This window comes from Yoonia vestfoldensis DSM 16212 (assembly GCF_000382265.1).
Taxonomy (GTDB): Bacteria; Pseudomonadota; Alphaproteobacteria; order Rhodobacterales; family Rhodobacteraceae; genus Yoonia; species Yoonia vestfoldensis.
In genome coordinates, this window is sequence record NZ_KB907977.1 from 50,552 (window position 1) to 71,366 (window position 20,815).

The following is a 20,815-nucleotide window of genomic DNA, read 5'->3' on the forward strand; positions in this document are numbered from 1 at the left end:
CGTCTCGTCATCATCCTTGTGCACCACCGCATGGCTATGAAATGTAAGGCCCAAAGTCGCCACCACCATCACGTCTTATCTCTGAGAGCATCCCATGACCAGATTCGCCCTGACCGTCACCTGCGACAGCGCCCGTGGCATCGTCGCCGCCATCGCCGGATTTCTGGCTGATCATGGCTGCAACATCACCGACAGCTCCCAGTTCGACGACACCTTGACCGGCAAGTTCTTCATGCGGGTCAGCTTTACCAGCGAAACGGGTGCGACGCTTGCCATGATGGCGGATGAGTTCAGCGCGATCGGCACCCGATTCGGCATGGACTACGCCTTTCACGACGAAGCAGTGCGGATGAAAGTCATCATCATGGTGTCGCGGTTCGGGCATTGCCTGAACGACCTGCTCTATCGGTGGCGGATCGGCGCGCTGCCCATCGACATCGTGGCCGTGGTTTCGAACCACATGGATTACCAGAAAGTCGTGGTGAACCACGATATCCCGTTCCACTGCATCCCCGTCACCAAGGAAAACAAGCCCGAGGCCGAGGCTCGCATCATGGATGTGGTCGATTCGACGGGCGCAGAGCTTATCGTTCTGGCGCGTTACATGCAGGTCCTGTCGGATCGGATGTGCCAGCAGATGTCGGGCAAGATCATCAACATCCACCATTCCTTCCTGCCCAGCTTCAAGGGCGCCAACCCTTACAAGCAGGCCTATGAACGCGGGGTCAAACTGATCGGGGCGACATCGCATTACGTCACCGCCGACCTCGATGAGGGGCCGATCATCGAACAGGACATCGCGCGGGTCACGCATGCGCAGTCGCCTGCCGATTACGTCAGCCTTGGGCGCGACGTCGAAAGCCAGGTTCTGGCGCGCGCGATCCACGCCCATATCCACCGCCGCGTCATGCTGAACGGCAACAAGACGGTCGTGTTTCCGGCTTCGCCGGGGTCTTATGCCTCCGAACGGATGGGCTAGGTCAGAGCGGGACGACGGCAGGCCAGACATAGCCTGCCGTCAGATGCGCGTCAGTCGTAACGTCGGTCAAACGTGATGACCGTGCCATCCGCGCGGGTCAGGCTGCGGGCGTAGATCTCGCGCGGCATGACAAGATCGTCGTCCACGAAACCGTTGACCGCGACGCTTTCACCGACTTCAGCAGGCACCCAGTTCGGGCCGACATAGATACGGATGCTGCCGCTTGCGTCAGTCAGGCGGAATTCATCTTCATCGGTGATCCGCTCGACGATACCGGCGACGGTCACCATCGTGCCGCGCTGCACGTCGGCGATTGGTGTCGTGGGCGTATCGGCAAAGGCGGCAGGGGCGGTCAGGGCAGCGCAAAGGGCGGCGATAGCAAGAAATTTCATGGCGGTTCCTTTTGGTGTGTCGGTCTGGGATCGGCGTCAGTCAAGCGCGACAATCAGCAGCGCGGCAAAGGCTGCCGCTCCGGCGACAAGCCACCCCCGTGGCACGCGAATGTCGACATCGCCGGACAGCCAGTCGCGCAGGGTGCGCAGGTTCAGCTTTTGCGGGTCGTTTGTGGTCTGGCCGTCTTGCGTGGTCCGGTCGTTGGTCATGTTCTGCGTTTCGGTCATGCGTCACTCCTTTGATGGATCGGTCGTCGATCCGATGGGCGTGTTTTATGATGTGAGTCTGACCAGTGCCTGACGGGATACCGCATTCACGCGGAAAGGTAGGATAGCACGATCTTGCAGCCGCCGCCGTCCGCAGCCTCTACCGTGACAGCGCCCGCCTGCGCGCGTTGCAGCCGGTCCACGATGGCAAGGCCAAGGCCCGTACCACCAAGTGCCGCCGCCGGACCGCGCCAGAACGCCTCGAAGACCCGCGATTCCGCTGCGGCGGGCAGACCCGGCCCATGATCGCGCACCGCAACGTCGGGCCCCGGCCCGACGACAATCTCGACAACGCCGGGACCGCCGTGCAGAATCGCGTTCTCGATCAGGTTCGTCAGCGCCAGTTCCACGCCTTCTCGGTTCGCGCGGACCAGCATGGGCGCATCGGGTACGGACAGCGACAACGCGACCCCCTTGGCATAGGCAAACGGGGCCAGTGCCGCCGTGACGGTCCCTGCCGGGTCGCGCAGGTCCAGCGCCGCATCGTCCGGCACCGTCAGCACATCCGTCCGCGACGCCGCAAGCACCTGCTGCACCGTGCGCGACAAGGCCGCAAGGTCCGCGCGCAAGCGCTCTGTCGTGTCGCCGGGCGGCAGCGCGTCAAGCCGTGCGACAAGAACCGCGACAGGCGTGCGCAGCGCGTGTGCGGCCTCTGCGGCATGGCGGGTTTCGGCAGCCAAGGCGGTGGTCAGGCGGTCGAGCGCGCGTTCGGTCGCGGCGATCAGGTCAGCCACTTCGGCCGGGACAGGCCCGGCAGGCGGCGGCGTTACCGCGCCGGGCCGGATCGCGCGCGCCCATGCAGCGGCGCGGGCCACGGGGGCCAGTTCGCGCCGGATCAACAGCGCGCTCCCCACGATCAGCAGAAAGGCCATCGGCAGCACGGGACCCCAGACGTGCTGGCGCAATTCGCTCAGGTAGGCGCGCCGCAACAGCCCCGCAGGGTCGGCGTTCATCACGAAGATCATGCGCAGCCCGTCCGTTCGCCCCTCGAATTCATGTCACGCAATGACGCGCCGCATGTCAGGCAGCCCAATCCGCGTGATCCAGTCATCGGCATAGATGTCGATTGCCGACGGGGGGATCAGGTTCGCGTTCATCGCGTCGACCACCATGCCAGTCCTGTCGACCAGCGCAAAGGCATAGGCCTCTGGAAAGTCTGCGAATATCGTGCGCGCAGGGGCATCGGCAGGCAGAATCGTCCCGTCCAGTGCGGCACCCAGCCGTTCGGTCATATCCGCGACCGCCTCGGCCTCGATCGCCGGGCGGTCGGTGCCGTAATAGGTGCCGACGACCACGACATTCAGCGCGACGACGCTCAGCGCGATCACGACAAGGCCGCGCGTCAGCGTCTGGGCGAGCGGGCGCTTGGCAGCAATCATCCAGCCGCCTCGCGCGGCAGCATATAGCCCACGCCGCGCACCGTCACGATGGGCAAGGGGGACCCTGCCGCGTCCAGCGCGCGGCGCAACCGCGAGACGGCAGCTTCCAGCGCGTTCGGACCGACCTCGTCGTCGAAACCGTAAATCGCCTCTTCCAGCATCTGCCGCGAAACGACGCGGCCCGCCGCACGCATCAGTTGTTCGAGAACGCCAGTTTCGCGACGGCCAAGGATCAAGGGCTCGCCATCGACATTGACACTGCGGGCGACCGTATCCAGTGCCAAAGGCCCGATCCTCAGAATCTTGTCGGAACGGTCGCCGGGGCGGCGCAGGATCGCGCGACAACGGGCCACAAGCTCGGGCATTTCGACGGGTTTGACCACGTAATCATCCGCACCGCCGTCCAGACCGGCCAGACGGTCCGCCAGTTGATCGCGGGCTGTCAGCACGATCACAGGCACACGCCCGTCGTCCCGCAGGACCGGCAAAAGCAACGCACCATCGCCGTCGGGCAGACCAAGGTCCAGCAAGACCAGCGTGTAATCGGCCAAAGCCGCCATGTCGCGTGCATCGGCAGCGGTCGCCGCGTGATCGACAGCAAACCCCGCGCGCCGCAAGGCATCGCAGACAGCCTCGGCCAGCGGCGGGTGGTCTTCGACAAGCAGGACGCGCATCAGGGGCCGCTTTCCATTCTTGGCCGGGTCGCGCGGCCGGGACAATCCATGCCGCCCGTCACGACGGCGGCTGTCACCAGACATGCCGCGATTTGAATGGCCGGTCGAGAGTCTTTAGACGCCAAACCTGACAGGAGGCTGACGATCCGCGGGGTTGGCGCGGCGTCGGTCCGGTGCCCGATGACTATCCCTGCGCGGCCCAGACATAGATGACATAGCCTGCCAAAAGGGCCGCCCCCATCCCGCGACCAATCGCCGGACGGGTCAGCAACAGGCCCGTCAGCACCAGTGACGCCGCGATCATCACCGGCAGATCGAAGCTCAGGAACCGTGTGGCGACAGGCACAGGCGCAATCACGGCTGTCAGCCCCAGAATTCCCAGCACGTTAAAGATGTTGGAGCCGACGATGTTGCCGATCGCGATCTCGGACTGGCGGCGCAAGGCTGCGATCAGCGATGTCGCAAGCTCTGGCAGGGACGTGCCGACCGCGACGATAGTGAGCCCGATGAATGCTTCGGAAATCCCGAAGCCCCGCGCGATGTTCACGGACCCGTCCACCAGAAACCGTGCCCCCGCCATCAGCACGGCCAGCCCGCCGATGACCCACAGGATCGACACCCGTGTCGATGCCGGTGCGGGCAGGTCCGCATCATCGGGCTCGGCTGCGCCCGGCGCGCGGTAAGCCCAGACCAGATAGACCGCCAGTCCCGCAATCAGGACAAGCCCAGGCAACAACCCGATCTGCCCAAGCGCAAAGACCGGCAGCAGCACCAACGCCGCACCGACCATCACCAGCGTGTCCCGCCGCAATGTTGCACCCGTGACGGTAATCGGCCAGACCAGCGCTGTCAGACCGACGATCAGCAGGATATTGGCGATGTTCGACCCCACGATGTTGCCAACGGCGATATCGGGCGCGCCGCGCAAGGCTGCCTGCACCGACACCAGCAATTCAGGCGTCGAGGTGCCGAAACCGACCACCGTCAGCCCGATCAGCAAAGGCGGGATCGCCAGCTGTCGCGCGACACCGACACTGCCACGCACAAGCGCCTCGCCGCCGAAAAACAGGCCGATCAGGCCGGCGATCACATAAACATAATCCATCTGGAGGGTCCTTTGGGGATAGCGTGCCTATCCTTGCGTCAAAGACCTGTGTATCGGCGCAGGCGACCACAAGCGGTGCGCGAAAATAATCTGCGGCAGGGCACCTTGTCGTTTCGGAACGGGATCAGGCCGCTGCGGCGGCGTGCGGCTTTGGCCAATATTTTTTTGAAGCAGCGAGAGCGACTTGTGCCAGCAGCCCACCGACGATCATGAGCGTGTCGAGGACGATATCCTGACCTGTCACCGTCTTGACCGCCTGAATCGCAAAAGCCAGCAAAGTACCCAGCGCGAATACCGGCAGCGCCTGCTGCCCCAGCAGGGCCAAGGGGGCCGCGACGGCATGATGGCACACCTGCCTGACGATGGCGAAGCTCGACAGGAAATAGGCCAGCGCCAGAATATGCAGCAGCCGGGGCGCGGCAAGATAGCTTTTGTTGAAGCCCGTGATGACCCAAGGAACGCCTGCGTCCTGCGCCGCTTTCAGGCCATCACGCATGACCCCCGCGAAACCGGGCCACTGCGTCCAGACAAGCGACAGCACAAGAAAGCCGCCGGTCAGCCATTGCAGCCACGGCAGGACTGGCACGAAACGCCTGCCCGCCTTGTGCGCGACGCCGGTCAGCACGCCGATGGTGAACAACAATTGCCATGACAACGGATTGAGAAACCAGCCGCCGTCCTGCGGGTAATTCGGAAAATTGACGCGGGGGATCCCCGCTGCGAGCCAGATTGTGACAGAGAGGCCCAGCACCGTCCGCGGCCAGCGCAACGCGCCCCAGATGACGGGCGGCACCAGCAGCAAAAGCACCAGATAAAGCGGCAGGATGTTCACATACCCCAGTTGATGCCCCAACAACGGCACCCCGATCAGGAACCCCAGCGGATCGGTCACCAGCACCCAAATTCCGTGCTTGCGGATCATCTCTGGTGCGTCGAACCAATGGGCCGCAGCGGCGGCGATCGCCAGTGCCGTCACCGTGATCAGGATATGCACCTGATAAAGCGTCCAGACCCGCGCCAGCACGCGGGTAATGCCAGCAACAGGATCGCCGCGCCGAAAATAGCCCGAATACGCGATGCCCGCGGCGATGCCCGACATAAACACGAAACCCTCTGCCGCGTCGGAAAAGCCGAAGTTCCGGTTGGTGAAGTTTTCCAGATAATTGCGTGGCGCGTGGTTGATGAAGATCATGACCAAGGCAAGCCCGCGGAAAACATCAAGCCGTGGGTCACGTCCGCCGGCCGGTCCCATCCGGCTGCCGATGATGTCAGACATGCTGCAACTGCCCGGTCAGCAGCTCTGGCTGCTCGGCGGTGTCGCCCGCTTGCCAGCTGTCCAGCACCTTTGTCCGCAGGCGCATCACGGGTGCAGGCGATGCTTCTTCAGGCGTGATGAAAAGCGACGCAGCGCCCGGCTTTGACGTCCACGAAATGATCAGGGGCGACAACACCATCGGCAGCGTCACCGGCAAGAACCAAGGCACCAGCGCGGGGGACAGAGCTGCTGCAAGGGCAAGCCCGATCAGCCCAAGACCCACGATCCATGAGCTGGCGGCGAATGCCTCGGACAGATCCAATTGCCCGTCGCCGCGGTTGTGCGCAGGCCAGCCGCCATCGCGCCCCGACAGAACCTGAAAGACGGACCGCGTTTGATACATCATGAAGATCGGGGCCGTGATTGACGACAGCAAGAGCTCGGTCATGGTCGAGGCGGTCGCGGCCCACCAGCCCCCGAACCGCCCGGCCCGGCCCCGCAGGACCGCATCCGCGCCGATCAGCAGTTTGGGCAGGATCAGTAGCCCGAAAATACCGATCACAAGCGCGACGGCCAGCGCCGTCTCGTCCGGCGGAGTGACGGGGAGCGGCCAGTATTGCGTCGGAAAATGCACGACGGGCGGCCCGAAGACCGGCGCGGCGATGCTGGCCAGCAGGAAGCCAAGCCAGACCACCGACGCCAGATAGGCCAGGATTCCTTGGAGGAAAACAAACCTGCTCCACCCGCGCAGACCGGGGGCGAACAGCAGCCGCGCATGTTGCAGGTTGCCCTGACACCAGCGCCGGTCGCGTTTGGCGTGATCGACGATGTTGTCAGGCCCTTCTTCGTAGCTGCCGCCCAGATCATCGTCGAGCCGGACCGTCCAGCCAGACCGCGCCAGCAACGCCGCCTCGACATAATCGTGACTCAGGATGTGACCACCGAAAGGCGGCTTGCCCGCCAGTTCGGGCAGCCCGCAGCTTTGTGCGAAGGCACGGATGCGGATGATGGCATTATGCCCCCAGAACGGCCCTGTCCGCCCTTGCATCATCGCCAGACCGCGCGCGAAGACGGGGGAATTGAACGCCGCCGAAAACTGCATCGCGCGGCCAAACCGTGACCGGGCCTGAATGATGCGCGGCAAGGTCTGAAGCAGGCCAAGCTTGGGGTCCGCTTGGATGCGGCGCGCCATCTCGACCATCGTGGCCCCTTCGATCAGGCTGTCGGCATCGAGGATAATGGCGAAATCATACGCCGCCCCCGAGGACCGGATGAAATCCTCGACATTGCCTGCTTTCTTGCCCTTGTTGCTGGCACGCCTGCGGTAGAATATCCGCCCCTGACCGTCGCGGTCGCGCAGCAGGCGCAGATACCAAATCCGTTCGCGCGCCGCGACAAGATCGTCACGTGTGTCGGACAGGATTGCGAAATCGAAACTGTCGCCGTGACCGGTTGCCTGCAAGGACATGTCCATCGCGGCAATCCGCGCGAAAGTGGTCACCGGATCCTCTTCGTAGATCGGCACAAGGACGACGGTCCTTCCATCCAACGGCCCGGTGCGGTCGATGTCGGGCGCCGAGCTTTGGGTCATCAGCCCAAGGACGGCTTGCATCGCCCCCCAGGACAGCCAGAAGGTCGAGACCAGCAGCAGGCCGCTGCGCAATACGTCGATGGCGTCCAGGCCGTCAGCGGCCCCAAATCGCAGAAAAAAGAAGAAAGCGACGAAACCGGCGGTGACGCTGGCCGCCAGCGCCACTGCACGCACAGCCGCCACATTGCGGTCAACCTGCACCGCGTCGGCCATGATCTACTGGCCAGCTTTCTGTGTGAGAACACCCAGCAGACGCGGAAAGAACCCGTGTTGCGGATGCGCTCTCGCGCGTTCAAGGTCCTGACGCACGACGACCATCGGCGCGGCGGGAGGCGCGCCGATCAGGGCGACCATGTGTTCGATATCGAAATCGTCTTTGTGTGCAGTATCACGCATCAGGTCTGATCCATTGGTAGAGCCATGTTTCTGTCAGCTTGCGACCATAACCCGCGACATGCGCAGAAAGTTCAACGAGAGCGTCGTCAGATTGGATATCCAGCACGATGCGCCAGATGTCGCCGTCATCAACAGGGCCAAGCGTGGCGCTGACCACGGTGCCGCCCATGACGTTGACAACTGGTGTCACCTCGTCCGCTTCGGTCAGGCGGGACAGAAAGCCACCCTTGAAATCAGTAACGAATTTGCGCTTGTTCTCGGGGTTGATCACGCCCGACACGCCCCCGGCCCCGGCGCGGGTCTCGACCACATGGGCCAGTTCGGCATTGTCGTTTTCGGGCAAATCGCCCCAACGCAGCCGATAGGCGAATTCACGCGTATCGCCTGCGGTGACCGTACCCTCGGGGATGAAATAGGCGACGATATTGTCTTCCACTTCCAGTTCGGTCGGGATTTCGATCAGGCGGACATGGCCCGGACCCCAATCACCCATCGGCACGACTTCGAGAGAGGGGCGCATTTCATAATGCGCGCCGGCATCGAGGTATTTCGCGAAATCGCGTTCGCGCTGGTGCAGGGCAAAGCTGACCGGATTGTTTTCCACGAAATATGACCCTGCAAGACGCGACGGGTTGTTCAGCGGTCGCCAGAGAACATCACCGCCGCGCTGCACGATCCGCAGGCCGTCGCTGTCATGCACACGCGGGCGGTAATCGTCAAAGCCGGCGCGGTTAATCCCGTTGAACAAAAACATTGACGTCAACGGCGCGATGCCCAGTTCAGTGACGTCTGCTCGGAAAAACAGCCGGGCGGTGACGTCCATCTCGGTCGTGTCACCGGGGCGGATGACAAAGCGGTAGGCGCCGGTGACGCTGGGGCTGTCAAGCAGCGCATAGACCACGACCTCGGCAGCAGAATCGGACGCTCGTTCAAGGTAGAACCGCGTGAAACGTGGAAATTCCTCGGGCTGGGGGCCTGCCGTATTCAACGCCAATCCCCGCGCGCTCAGCCCATAGCGGCTGTCGCGCCCCAACGCGCGGAAATAGCTGGCGCCCAGAAAGGATACCAGTTCGTCGAACCTGTCGGGATGGTTGAGCGGCGTGTTCAGCCGAAACCCTGCAACGCCCGGAAGCTCGGCATCGGCGGGCACACGGTCGGCCAGATCATTGAGATATTCGAAATCCTCGGTCGAAAAGACCATCGGGGTGGCGGTCATGCTTTCCCCGGTCCCGGTGACCTCGAACAGCTTCACGGGTTCGCCGAACAGCCAGCCCGTGTGGAAGGAATGAACATGAAACCGTGCATCCGTGTCGGCCCAGCGCGCACGATCAGCCCTGAACCGGATCAGCCGGTAATCGTCATAATCCAGCGAGCCCAAAAATCCTTCGGGGCGCGCAGGCGCGACATAGGGCTCTGCGGCTTTTGTCTGTGCCAGTTCAGTCAGCACGTCAAAGGAAAACGGTGCCGGTACGGTCTGGGCCGCGACATCCTGCGCTGCGCCGCGCCCGGCCATCAGCACCGCTGCGGTTGCAGCGCCGGATTTCAACAGATGACGCCTGTTCATGAGTGTCGCAAAAACCATGTCAGTTCCTAAACTATCCGAGTCCACAAGTTGTCATCGCACCAGCGATTCTGCAGCATGGCCCCGAAAGCTGCACATATTGCTGCACCGCAACAAAGCACAAGGAGCAGCGATGCAACGCATTGAAAATAGGCTCGGTTCCGCCGGTTTCCAGATTTTCTGGCCCGATGCATGCCTGTTTTTCATGCGCCCCGCGAAGAAACACGATGATCCCTGCGCGCAGAGACGTTCACCACAGTCTTTGCTATTCAGCGAACAGCCCCGATGGTACATGTTGGGACCATGTCATTCATCACCGCCCCATAGCCAAGATGCATTACAGACGAGAGATCGACGGACTCCGCGCGGTCGCTGTGTTGCCGGTCATTTTCTTTCACGCCGGCTTTGGCGTCTTCAGCGGCGGCTATGTCGGCGTCGATGTGTTTTTCGTGATCAGCGGCTTTTTGATCACCGGCATCCTGATCGACGAAATGGAAACCGGCCGTTTTTCAATCTTGCGTTTCTATGAACGCAGAGCGCGGCGCATTCTACCGGCGTTGTTCATCGTGATACTGGCCTGCCTGCCCTTTGCGTACCTGTGGATGTTGCCGTCGCAATTGCAGGATTTCGGGCAAAGCCTGATCGCGGTGGTCTTTTTTGGATCAAACATCCTGTTCTGGCAGGAAGGCGGTTATTTCGCCGCTGCGGCCGAGTTGAAGCCATTGCTGCACACCTGGAGCCTGGCCGTCGAAGAGCAGTTCTATCTGCTGTTTCCGGTGTTTCTGCTCTGGGGTTGGCGCTTTGGTCGCAATCGTGTGCTTTGGGGCATCGTCGCGGTCGCAGTGCTGAGCCTGCTGCTGTCTGAATTGACCCTGCGTCGTGATCCCGAGGCGAATTTCTATCTGATCAGCACGCGGGCATGGGAACTGCTTGCAGGGTCGATTTGCGCCTTTGCAACCCGTGGCCGGGCGCAGCGGTCCAGCGGCATCCTTGCGGCGCTTGGCCTGGCGCTGATCGTGTTTTCCGTTTTTTATTTCGACAGCCATACACCGTTTCCGGGGCTCTATGCCCTGCTGCCCGTTGCGGGAACAGCGCTGATCATCCTGTTTGCCGACAAGGACACATGGACTGCAAGACTGCTTTCGACCCCTGCTTTTGTCGGGATCGGACTGATTTCCTACAGCGCCTATCTGTGGCACCAACCCCTGTTCGCTTTCGCCCGCTTGCGCAGCAGTACCGAACCAAGCGATGCATTGATGATGGTTTTGGCCTGTGCGACCTTGCTGCTGGCATGGGCAAGCTGGCACTGGGTAGAACAGCCGTTCAGGACCCGCCCCCATCCGCGGATCGCATCGCAACGCGGTGTCTTTGTGGCAAGCGGCACAGTCGGCGCGGTGATCGTGGCGACTGGTCTGGTCGTCCATTTCGGGGATGGCTTCCCGTGGCGCAAGAACGGCGACGTCACTTTCGCGAGCCTCGACGAAAGGCTTGCCTGGAACGTCGGACTGAATCTGGGCTGCCAGGGGACGTTCGTCACGGCACCACCGTGCCAAACGTCGCCAACGCCGGATGTCTTGCTGTGGGGGGACAGCTTTGCAAGCCATCTCGCCCCCGGCATGTTGGCCAGCGAACCCGGCATCGGGATGCAACAACTCACATTGCAAAGCTGTTCGCCGGTCATCGGCATCGCGCAATTCCACACGCGGGAGTGGGCCGAGGGATGCATCGCCTTCAACGACCAGGTCATGGAATGGGTGCGCGCACAGGATAACCTGCGGCTTGTCGTGCTGTCATCGCCATTCGACCATCTTTTCCGTGACAGGTTGATCGTCGCAGGCGGCGATGTCGTCCGCGGATCGGATATTTCGCTTATCGAGGCCCGGTTGGTCGCGACGGCCGACGCGATCCGGGAAACGGGCGCGGATGTCGTGATCGTGTCCCCGACGCCCCGCACCGGCTGGGATATCGGTCAATGCCTGATGCGCAGCGTCTATTTCGGCATGGACGAATCCACTTGCGACTTTGCCTTGCAGACCGACACGGCAACAAACGCCATGCTGCGCAATGTCAGCCAAGAGGTTCCTGTCTACTGGCTCCATGACGATTTCTGCCGCGATGGCGTCTGTGATGTTCTGACGGACGGCATTTTCGTCTACATGGACTTCGGGCATCTGAGCGACGAAGGCAGCGCGCATCTGGGGCGCGTGAACGATTGGATGGGACAGTTCCGGGCGATGGGACATGAGCGGTAGCGCACCGCGTCCAAGGGCCAGGCGCCACGATCAGGCAGCGTCCGGCGGCGTTGGACCTCGGAAAAGACCAAGCCCGATTATTTGCCGGGGCGCGCCTGGAAATAATCCAGCGGCAATTTGAGATAGTGGCGTCCGTTGCTTTCAGCCTCTGGCGCGCGACCACCGCGAATGTTGATCTGTAGCGCGGCCAGCATCAGCTTGGGCAAGGGCAGCGTCGCGTCGCGTGCATCGCGGCGGGCCTGAAACGTGGCCTTGTCAGGGGCATCGGCCAGATGGATGTTCGCGCGGCGCTGTTCCGCTACGGTGGCCATGCAGGCAGGCTCTCGTCCCGGCGCATAATCGTGCCCGACATAAAGACGTGTATCATCGGGCAGCGCGAGGATCCGCCCAAGGCTGTCAAACAAATCCGCGGATGACCCGGCGGGGAAATCCGCGCGGCTGGTCCCGCTGTCGGGCATCATCAGCGTATCATGCACAAATGCCGCATCCCCCACCACATAGGTGACAGATGCCATCGTATGTCCGGGCGAGAAGAGCACATTCACCTTCAGACTGCCGACCATGAACGTGTCGCCATCCGCAAAGAGGCGGTCCCACTGCCGGCCGTCTGTGGCGAAATCATCGCCGAGGTTGTAGATATCCTTCCACAGCGTCTGCACCCTGACGACATGTTCACCTATGCCGGTCTGGGCACCCAGTCGATCCTTCAGCCAGACAGCGGCGGAAAAATGATCGGCGTGCGGGTGCGTATCGAGAACCCATTCGACATCGATCCCGTTGGCGCGCACATAATCGAGCACGGTTTGCGCGTCGCGTGTCGCGGTCGCACCCGACAGCGGATCGAAATTCCAGACCGGATCGACGATCGCGCCTTTCATCGTGGCGGGGTCGTGGAAAACATATTGCCAGCTTCCGGTCGGTTCGTCCCAGAAGGCGGCGACTTCGGGTGTATGTGTCATGTCGTATCCTTTCGGCGGCCAGCGCTCCGCCACCGCGGTGCGCATCGGGCAGGTTTTGCAACACTAATGCGTTTTGGTGCGAAAACACCAATCCCCGGGTTCGTATGCGTGGCAGACCTGCGCGACGGCAGCCACGGTCGCTTGCGCGATCCTGCGACCCCGCGCAACAGGCTTGCGGTGCGGTGCTGCCCTGCGTACGATCACCGGCACGACCAGACGAACCGGGCGGGCAAAGCCTGTTGTTCTGTGCGATAACGAAAGGGTGCTCCGATTACCGAATCCCGCGCAAGCTGCCCGCAATGGTGATCGCCCCGATGCGGCTGGAAGACCTCGGATGGCATGATGCCCAGCAGGCGCAACTGGCCCCCGAAGACGCTGATCTGACACCGGCGCGCATCGCCAATGTTCACCGCGACCGCGTGGTGGCGTTGACCGAGGCCGGACCGCTCGAGCTGACGCTAGACCCCGGCCTGACGACAGCTTCTGTCGCGGTGGGTGATTTCGTGCTTTGTGCGCCGGACCAATACCGGCTGATCCGCGTGCTGGACCGGCAGACCGAACTGTCGCGCGGCACCGAATACCACACCGGCGACAAGCAGCTGATCGCCGCCAATCTGGATACATTGTTCATCACGACATCCTGCAACGCCGATTTCAACCCCGCGCGGCTGGAACGCTATCTGGCGCTGGCGCATGACGCGGGCGTGCGCCCTGTGATCGTGCTGACCAAGGCCGATCTGACCGACGAAGCCGACCGCTTTGCCGATCAGGCGCGTGCCTTGGGCCGCGATCTGGATGTGCTGGCGGTCAATGCCAAGGGCGCGGATCTGGTCGCGCAGTTCGCCCCCTATTGCGGGCCGGGGCAGACCGTGGCGCTGGCGGGCACCTCGGGTGTGGGCAAGACGACGATCGCCAATGCGCTGACCGGGGGCAATGCCGCGACCCGCGACATCCGCGATGATGACGCGCGCGGACGGCATACGACAACGGGACGGTCGCTGCACCGGATGCGGACGGGGGGCTGGCTGATCGACACGCCGGGCATGCGCGGGCTGGGGTTGGCGGAGGTGGGGTTCGGCATCGACGCGACCTTCCCCGAAATCTCGGAACTGGCAGAACAATGCAAATTCCGCGATTGCGCGCATGAGGGCGAGCCGGGCTGTGCCGTGCAGGCCGCTGTGAAGGCAGGACAGGTCGACCCCGACAGGCTGGCGCGCTTCAAGAAACTGAAATCCGAAAACACACAAGCGACCGAGGCCATTGCGCTAGCCCGCGACAAGGTGCGCAAACAGGGGCGCACGGCCAAAGGCAGCAAAAAGCCGCGTCAGAAGTCCTGACGCGGGCGGGGAAAAACTTTTAGGCCTCCGGCGGGGATATTTGTGCTCGGAAGATGATGAGCCCGGCGGCTAACCTTCGGCCCATGCGAATTGTGCATCGGTTTCCACCGCACAGGGGCGCAGCGCGCGCAAGCGGTTCAGGGCGGGGTCCGCTTCCTCGCCCGCCGCGATCATCAGGCGCAGCGCCATCATCCCCGACCGCCCGCATCCGGCGCGGCAATGCGTCAGCACCTTGCCGCCCGCGCGCAGCGTGGCAAGGGCTGCGCCTTCGATCACGGTGATATCGAGCAAAGCGGGCGTGCCATAATCCGCCACCGGCAGGTGATGCCAGCCGACCCCCGCCGCGCGCAGGACCGCGCCCAAATCGCCCGCGCCAAGGCTGTCCATTTCCTCCTGCGCGGTCATCGACACGACCAGATCGGGGCCCCAGTCCAAGAGCACCTGCAAGGCCGGCTCCACCGGCAAAGGCGACAAGGCGAGCGTGCCGCCCGCGACGGGCAAAGCGAAAATCTGAAAGTCCGACATCGGCTGCTCCCTATCCACCCGTAGCCTGCCCGATGGCGCAGGAAGCGGCAACAGCTTGGTGGACCTCTGCCGCGCGTGGCCCTAGGCTGCGGCATCGCCCGAATCCCGAAGGCCGCCATGACCGATCAACCGCGTTACCAAGTGCTCGCCCGGAAATACCGGCCCGAAACCTTTGCCGATCTGGTGGGGCAGGATGCGATGGTGCGGACCCTGCGCAACGCCTTCGCCGCCGACCGGATCGCGCAGGCCTTCATGATGACGGGGATCAGGGGGACAGGAAAAACCACTACTGCACGCATCATCGCCAAAGGGATGAACTGTATCGGGCCTGACGGCACAGGCGGGCCCACGACCGACCCCTGCGGTGTCTGCGAACATTGCGTGGCGATCATGGAAGGCCGCCATGTCGATGTGATGGAAATGGATGCCGCAAGCCGCACCGGCGTCGGCGATATCCGCGAAATTATCGATTCCGTGCACTACCGCGCGGCCTCGGCCCGCTACAAGATCTACATCATCGACGAAGTCCACATGCTGTCGAAGAACGCCTTCAACGCGCTGCTCAAGACGCTGGAAGAACCGCCCGCCCATGTGAAATTCATCTTTGCGACCACCGAAATCCGGCAGGTGCCGGTCACGGTCCTGTCGCGCTGCCAGCGCTTCGATCTGCGCCGGATCGAACCCGAAACCCAGATCGCCCTGTTGCGCAAGATCGCCACCGCCGAAGGGGCGCAGATCAGCGACGATGCGCTGGCGCTGATCACCCGTGCCGCCGAAGGGTCGGCGCGCGATGCGCAATCGCTGCTGGATCAGGCGATCAGCCATGGCGCGGGCGAAACCAGCGCGGCTCAGGTCCGCGCGATGCTGGGGCTGGCCGACCGTGGCCGTGTTCTGGACCTGTTCGACATGATCCTGCATGGCCGCGCCGCCGATGCGCTGACCGAGCTTTCGGGCCAATATGCCGATGGCGCCGATCCCATGGCCGTGCTGCGCGATCTGGCCGAGGTCTGCCACTGGGTCAGCGTCGTCAAGATCACGCCCGAGGCCGCCAACGATCCCACTATCGGCCCCGATGAGCGCGCGCGCGGTCAGGCCATGGCGGATGGTTTGCCGATGCGCGTGCTGTCACGGATGTGGCAGATGCTTCTCAAAGCGCTGGAAGAGGTGGCGATGGCCCCCAACGCGATGATGGCCGCCGAAATGGCGGTGATCCGGCTCACGCATGTGGCCGACCTGCCCAGCCCCGACGATCTGGTGCGCAAGCTCAAAGACGCGACCCCGCCGCCATCCAGCCCCGCCCGCGTGCCGCCTGCCCCGCCTGCCCCGCCTGCGGGCGGACCCAGCGCGCGCAGCACCTCTATCACCCACGGCAGCGCACAAACCGCCCCCGCGCTCGCCCCCGATGGCCTGCAACATTACGCGCGCTTCGAGGATGTGGTCGAACTGATCCGCCGCCACCGCGATGTCAAACTGCTGGTCGAGGTCGAAACCGGCCTGCAACTGGTGTCCTACCAGCCCGGCCGGATCACCGTGCAGCCGACCGCAGATGCGGCTTCTGATCTGGTGGGGCGTCTCGGGGCGCGTCTGCAACTTTGGACAGGCAATCGCTGGGCCATTTCGGTGGTCAGCGAAGGCGGCGCGCCGACCATCGCCCAGACCCGTGACGCCGCTGAAATCAGTCTGCGCGACGAGGCAAGCGCCCACCCGCTTGTGCAGGCCGTAATCGCAGCCTTCCCCAAGGCGCGCATCACCGATATCCGTACCGCCGCCAGCAAGGCGCAGGAGGCCGAAGCCGAGGCGTTGCCCGAGGTCGAAGACGAATGGGACCCGTTCGAGCAGGATTGACCCGCTTGCGGGGCCGCCCCCAAAGACCTATCTCAGGAACAGACCACGAGGGAGACATCCGATGCTCAAAGGACTAGGCGGCCTTGGCGACATGGCCAAGATGATGAAGCAGGCGCAGGAAATGCAGGGCAAGATGGCCCAGATGCAGGACGACCTCGACCATATCATGGTCGAAGGCGTCAGCGGCGCGGGGCTCGTCAAGGCCACGGCGACGGCCAAGGGCGAATTGAAAAGCCTCGATATCGACCCGTCGATCTTCAACGGCGACGACAAGGAAGTGGTCGAGGACCTGATCCTTGCCGCGATCAAGGATGCGCAGGCCAAGGCGGCCGAACGCAGCCAGCAGGAAATGGGCAAGATGGCCGAGGCGATGGGCCTGCCTGCGGGCATGAAACTGCCCTTCTGATCGCATCTTCCGAGCCCAAATATCCCTGCCGGAGGCATCAAAGTTTTTGGCGGCCAGCACATAGGCCCACATGTCGCACGGCACCGAAGACCTTGACCACCTGATCGCCATGATGGCAAAGCTGCCGGGGCTGGGGCCACGCTCTGCACGGCGCGCCGTGCTGCATATGATCAAGAAACGCAGCCTTGTGCTGCTGCCCTTGGCTGATGCCCTCCAAAAGGTCGGCGCGACGGTGCGCGAATGTCTCAACTGCGGCAATATCTGCACCGCCGATCTCTGCGACATCTGCCTGTCGGACAAACGCGCCACCGGCCAGATCGCCGTGGTCGAGGATGTGGCCGATCTTTGGGCGATGGAACGCTCGGGCGTGTTCAAAGGGCGCTATCACGTGCTGGGTGGCACGCTGTCCGCGCTTGACGCGGTCGGGCCGGACGAATTGCGCATCCCCAAGCTGATCGACAGGACTGCCGCCGAAAACGTGACCGAAGTCATCATCGCGCTGGGGGCCACCATCGACGGGCTGACAACGGCGCATTACATCGCCGATCAACTGCCCGGTGTGACCGTCACATCGCTGGCGCAAGGCGTGCCGGTGGGCGGTGAACTCGACTACCTTGATGACGGCACGATCACTGCGGCGCTGAATGCCCGCAAGGCCTTGTAAGGCACCGCGCAAGATACCTTCAATTTGCCGCAGATTGGTACTGCATCCGACAGAATTCGGACCTATGGCCAGGACCGTATGGTGGATTCTGGTATGAGTAACGATAAACGGCCCAATGATTTCTCCGAACGCTTGCGACGGATCGAGGAACTCAACAAGCAGCCCCGCACGACGATTCCTTCGGAGGTGCGCAAGGACCTGACCTATGACAACAGCGGCGCGCCCGATGACAATCGGCTGCGCAATGCGATCATCTGGGCGGTGATCTGCACGGGCATGGGCACCGGCGGATATTTCGCGCTGCAGGCAGTGCCACCCGAAATGTCGGCCAGCCTTGCCGGCATCAGCGCGGTGTTTTCGTCAGGTTCCGCCGGGCAATCGACCGACACGTCCGGTGCCTTCGCCAGCGACAGCCTGCCAAGCCCCGGCACGCGCGGAGCGAACCTGCAAAGCCCTGCGATCGCCAGCACCCTGCCCGAACCGCTGGCACTGGCCGATCTTGTGACGGATGCCAGCCTGCCGGGGGACACCACGGAAATTGGTCGGATCATCCCCTTCGACCGCAATGACCAGTGCAACCTGCGTCGCCCCGGCGACGGCGAACAGATCGTCAATGTCCGTATGGAAAACGGCGCTTTGCCTGTACCTGTCCGTGCTTTTTCCGATGCCGCGATGATCGACCAACTGGCCCGCAACATCGCCGGTGTCACGCAGGAGGGTCGCCCCTATGATTGGGGCGCGCAGGTGCGTGGCGAGATGACAGGCGTCGATGTGTTCCTGACCGACACCAGCGCCCCGATCTATCTGGTGTTGCAAAATCTCGGCAAGGGGGTCGTCTGGAACGTGCAAACCGCGCCCGGCGTGACGCTGGCGCATGTGGCCATTGTGTCATCGGGATCCTCGGGCCTTGTCCGCCCGCCAGAGGCCGTCACGTTCGAGGCGCTGCTGGTCAGCGATTTCGTCCCGGAGCATGCGTTCGGTGCCGACGATACGCTCCGCGCCTGCATGATCCGTCCATGGCGTGACCCGCAACCCGACTGGGTCGCGGTCCAACAAGCCGACGGCAACGCGTCATACAGCAATCAACTCCAGAGTATCACAACGGGCTATGCGGCCTATAACGCCTGGTACACCGGCACGCTGGGCGTCGATGCCGGCACCAATCTGGTCGCGGCTGAAACGGCCGCCCATGTTCATGTCGGACCGATGCCAGCCGCGCCATTCACCTATCGGGGCATAAGTGGACAGGATGTATACCTGATGCGGACCGACCATATGATCACCGGCGACCCGGTCACGCTGCAAGCGACGATCGACGCACTGCACGGCGCGCTGCTGAATGAGGCCATTGGCGGCGACGTGACCTTGCTTGATCCCGCGCCTGTGGCACGGGTGACGCCATGAAACTGCTGCGCCTCATCGTTGCGCTCTGCGTGGGGTGCGCGGCAATCGCGCTGATCGCTCTCAATATCGACAGCCTGCGGATGTCGCTGGGGTCGGACGAAAGGGCTGCCTCGAACGCGGCCGCGGTCGCGGCGGGCCAGGCGGCGCCGGATCGATTGCTTCCCGCCAGCCCCTTGCAGTTCATGCGTGACCGCAGCGCGCTGCGCGACACGTTCGGGACGGAAACCCTGTCTGCGCAACGCGTCGTCGCGATCACGATTATCCTGCCTGTCGCTGAGCTTCTCGCTGCGGATGAAAGCTTGCCCGACCCGATCCGCCTGCCGCTCTATGCCGCGGCGCGGGCACCTGCACGGATGATCCGCTATTGCGACGACGTGATCACCCGGTTCGCAACCGCCTGCGACGTGGCCCGCACATCCAGCCAAGTGCTGCCTGATGGCCGGATCGAGATTTCAGCCGATCTGGCCTATATTCCTGCCACGTTTCCCGGTGACCCCGTCAACGTGATCAACGGTGCCTTTTTCACTGTCGCCGTCCCGCTCCACGACATGCCGGACAGGGACAAGCCGGTGTTCAACGCCGCCGCGCGGATCGATGCGATGCGCACCGCGCAGGAGCTTTGCGATGCGGTGCGCAACGCTTTTGGCAATTGCGTGGTCTCTCGCCTTGAGCTTGCCACGGCAGAGCTTTGGATCACCGATCTGGAACGGCTGCCAGCAGGAACCAACCCGCAGCGGCTGCGGGCGACGGCAGAGATCACGGTCTACGCCAACCAGTCCGAAACCAGCGATGAAAGGCTGCGCGATGTCCTGGGCCTGCTGGCCAGCGCGGACTGACAAACGCAAAACGCGCGCCCCAAGGGCCGCGCGTTTTTCATTCAGGCAAGCGCCGGATCAACGACGGTCGTCGTCATCCTCGTCATCGTCATCATCGGGCAGATTGAAAAAGCTGTCCGCATCCTTGACGTCGCGGGCGTCTTCTTCGTCTTCGGCATCATCGCGCGGATCGCTGAGGCTGAATGTCTCAAGCCCCGCCATCGCCGTCGGCATCTTGGGTTCGGGGGCCATGCCCAGCGATGTTTCCGTGCTCACCAGCTTGCGGCGTTCATCGTCAGTCATCGCACCGCCTTCGCGGGCTTTCTTGGCATTGGCCTTTTGCACGGCGGCATCAAGCTCCGACTGCTTGCACAGGCCAAGGGCGACCGGGTCGATCGGATCAAGGTTGTTGATGTTCCAATGCGTGCGTTCGCGGATCGCAAGGATTGTGGGTTTCGTCGTGCCGACCAGTTTCGCGATCTGGGCATCCGACAATTCGGGGTGGAATTTCACCAGCCAGTAGATCGACGCCGGACGGTCCTGCCGTTTGGACAGGGGTGTGTAACGCGGGCCACGGCGCTTTTCCTCGCCAGAGGCTGCGGCGTAGAACTTCAGCTTGAGCTTGTAGGCCGGATCAGCCTCGCCTTTGGTGATTTCTTCCTGCGTCAACTGGTTGTTGGCGACGGGGTCGAACCCCTTGACGCCGACCGCTACGTCGCCATCGGCGATGCCCTGCACTTCCAATTCGTGAAACCCGCAGAAATCGGCGATCTGCTTGAAGGTCAGCGTGGTATTGTCGCAGAGCCAGACGGCGGTCGCCTTGGCCATGATTGGTTTATCAGACATCTTTGGTCTCCTGATCTGACGGACAAGCCTTACCCAAGCCCTTGCAGGGGCAGACCACATGGGCCGGGTTCACATTGTCGGGGAACTTGCCATCCTTATAGGGGCGGCAAGGCCAAGAGGAAAGATCAAAAATCCGTCCTGTTTGCGCAGCTTTTCAAGGGAA

General features: G+C 63.1%; 21 protein-coding genes. 8 read left to right on the forward strand and 13 right to left on the reverse strand.

The window, feature by feature from the left end:
- Nucleotides 1-94: 94 nt before the first annotated feature.
- Nucleotides 95-979, forward strand: a complete 885-nt coding sequence (gene purU / locus H147_RS0106135; RefSeq protein WP_019954469.1) for a formyltetrahydrofolate deformylase — start codon at nt 95-97, stop codon at nt 977-979.
- Nucleotides 980-1,029: 50 nt separating this feature from the next.
- On the opposite strand, the gene H147_RS0106140 is transcribed toward purU, so the two are convergent.
- From H147_RS0106140 to H147_RS0106180, 10 genes are all read right to left on the reverse strand, one after another.
- Nucleotides 1,030-1,371 (reverse strand): single stranded DNA-binding domain-containing protein, encoded by a 342-nt coding sequence (locus H147_RS0106140; RefSeq protein ID WP_019954470.1) that lies wholly within the window; start codon nt 1,369-1,371, stop codon nt 1,030-1,032.
- A 36-nt stretch (nt 1,372-1,407) separates the two neighbouring features.
- A complete protein-coding gene (locus H147_RS19410) occupies nt 1,408-1,599 on the reverse strand; it encodes a hypothetical protein (protein WP_019954471.1) in 192 nt (63 codons plus the stop codon).
- Between the two features lie 86 nt (nt 1,600-1,685).
- Nucleotides 1,686-2,603, reverse strand: coding sequence for a sensor histidine kinase (locus H147_RS19415; protein ID WP_019954472.1), 918 nt, complete (start codon nt 2,601-2,603; stop codon nt 1,686-1,688).
- A 33-nt stretch (nt 2,604-2,636) separates the two neighbouring features.
- Complete coding sequence (locus H147_RS21320) at nt 2,637-3,017, reverse strand: hypothetical protein (protein WP_019954473.1); 381 nt, start codon at nt 3,015-3,017, stop codon at nt 2,637-2,639.
- Nucleotides 3,014-3,691: a response regulator gene (locus tag H147_RS0106155; RefSeq protein WP_051108189.1), complete on the reverse strand. Its 678-nt coding sequence runs from the start codon at nt 3,689-3,691 to the stop codon at nt 3,014-3,016. Before H147_RS0106155 ends, H147_RS21320 begins: the two co-directional genes overlap by 4 nt.
- 184 nt (nt 3,692-3,875) lie before the next feature.
- Nucleotides 3,876-4,796 (reverse strand): calcium/sodium antiporter, encoded by a 921-nt coding sequence (locus H147_RS0106160; protein ID WP_019954475.1) that lies wholly within the window; start codon nt 4,794-4,796, stop codon nt 3,876-3,878.
- A 124-nt stretch (nt 4,797-4,920) separates the two neighbouring features.
- Nucleotides 4,921-6,072: an OpgC family protein gene (locus H147_RS0106165; RefSeq protein WP_019954476.1), complete on the reverse strand. Its 1,152-nt coding sequence runs from the start codon at nt 6,070-6,072 to the stop codon at nt 4,921-4,923.
- Nucleotides 6,065-7,855 (reverse strand): glucans biosynthesis glucosyltransferase MdoH, encoded by a 1,791-nt coding sequence (gene mdoH / locus H147_RS0106170; RefSeq protein WP_019954477.1) that lies wholly within the window; start codon nt 7,853-7,855, stop codon nt 6,065-6,067. The genes H147_RS0106165 and mdoH overlap by 8 nt, the downstream gene beginning before the upstream one ends.
- Nucleotides 7,856-7,858: 3 nt before the next feature.
- Nucleotides 7,859-8,038 (reverse strand): hypothetical protein, encoded by a 180-nt coding sequence (locus H147_RS0106175; RefSeq protein ID WP_019954478.1) that lies wholly within the window; start codon nt 8,036-8,038, stop codon nt 7,859-7,861.
- On the reverse strand, nt 8,031-9,620 hold the full coding sequence (locus tag H147_RS0106180) for an OpgD/OpgG family glucan biosynthesis protein (protein ID WP_019954479.1): 1,590 nt from the start codon (nt 9,618-9,620) through the stop codon (nt 8,031-8,033). The genes H147_RS0106175 and H147_RS0106180 overlap by 8 nt, the downstream gene beginning before the upstream one ends.
- A gap of 311 nt (nt 9,621-9,931) precedes the next feature.
- On the opposite strand from H147_RS0106180, the gene H147_RS20495 reads away from it, so the two are divergent.
- Nucleotides 9,932-11,851, forward strand: coding sequence for an acyltransferase family protein (locus H147_RS20495; RefSeq protein WP_019954480.1), 1,920 nt, complete (start codon nt 9,932-9,934; stop codon nt 11,849-11,851).
- A gap of 77 nt (nt 11,852-11,928) precedes the next feature.
- Here the strand turns inward: H147_RS20495 and H147_RS0106190 are convergent, their stop codons facing one another.
- Nucleotides 11,929-12,810, reverse strand: a complete 882-nt coding sequence (locus tag H147_RS0106190) for an MBL fold metallo-hydrolase (RefSeq protein ID WP_026352297.1) — start codon at nt 12,808-12,810, stop codon at nt 11,929-11,931.
- 299 nt (nt 12,811-13,109) lie between these two features.
- On the opposite strand from H147_RS0106190, the gene rsgA reads away from it, so the two are divergent.
- Nucleotides 13,110-14,147, forward strand: a complete 1,038-nt coding sequence (gene rsgA / locus H147_RS0106195) for a ribosome small subunit-dependent GTPase A (protein WP_019954482.1) — start codon at nt 13,110-13,112, stop codon at nt 14,145-14,147.
- Between the two features lie 69 nt (nt 14,148-14,216).
- Here rsgA and H147_RS0106200 read toward each other — a convergent pair whose 3' ends face one another.
- Complete coding sequence (locus tag H147_RS0106200; protein ID WP_019954483.1) at nt 14,217-14,672, reverse strand: protein-tyrosine phosphatase family protein; 456 nt, start codon at nt 14,670-14,672, stop codon at nt 14,217-14,219.
- A gap of 117 nt (nt 14,673-14,789) precedes the next feature.
- On the opposite strand from H147_RS0106200, the gene H147_RS0106205 reads away from it, so the two are divergent.
- From H147_RS0106205 to H147_RS0106225, 5 genes are all read left to right on the forward strand, one after another.
- Nucleotides 14,790-16,517, forward strand: a complete 1,728-nt coding sequence (locus tag H147_RS0106205) for a DNA polymerase III subunit gamma/tau (RefSeq protein WP_019954484.1) — start codon at nt 14,790-14,792, stop codon at nt 16,515-16,517.
- A gap of 61 nt (nt 16,518-16,578) precedes the next feature.
- The gene (locus tag H147_RS0106210; RefSeq protein ID WP_026352298.1) at nt 16,579-16,923 is read left to right on the forward strand and encodes a YbaB/EbfC family nucleoid-associated protein; all 345 of its coding nucleotides are present in this window, start codon (nt 16,579-16,581) and stop codon (nt 16,921-16,923) included.
- 70 nt (nt 16,924-16,993) lie between these two features.
- Nucleotides 16,994-17,587: a recombination mediator RecR gene (recR, locus tag H147_RS0106215; RefSeq protein WP_019954486.1), complete on the forward strand. Its 594-nt coding sequence runs from the start codon at nt 16,994-16,996 to the stop codon at nt 17,585-17,587.
- 93 nt (nt 17,588-17,680) lie between these two features.
- The gene (locus tag H147_RS0106220; RefSeq protein WP_019954487.1) at nt 17,681-18,991 is read left to right on the forward strand and encodes a hypothetical protein; all 1,311 of its coding nucleotides are present in this window, start codon (nt 17,681-17,683) and stop codon (nt 18,989-18,991) included.
- Nucleotides 18,988-19,827, forward strand: coding sequence for a hypothetical protein (locus tag H147_RS0106225; RefSeq protein ID WP_019954488.1), 840 nt, complete (start codon nt 18,988-18,990; stop codon nt 19,825-19,827). Before H147_RS0106220 ends, H147_RS0106225 begins: the two co-directional genes overlap by 4 nt.
- Before the next feature lie 57 nt (nt 19,828-19,884).
- Here the strand turns inward: H147_RS0106225 and H147_RS0106230 are convergent, their stop codons facing one another.
- The gene (locus H147_RS0106230) at nt 19,885-20,652 is read right to left on the reverse strand and encodes a DUF1013 domain-containing protein (RefSeq protein ID WP_026352299.1); all 768 of its coding nucleotides are present in this window, start codon (nt 20,650-20,652) and stop codon (nt 19,885-19,887) included.
- Nucleotides 20,653-20,815 lie beyond the last annotated feature (163 nt).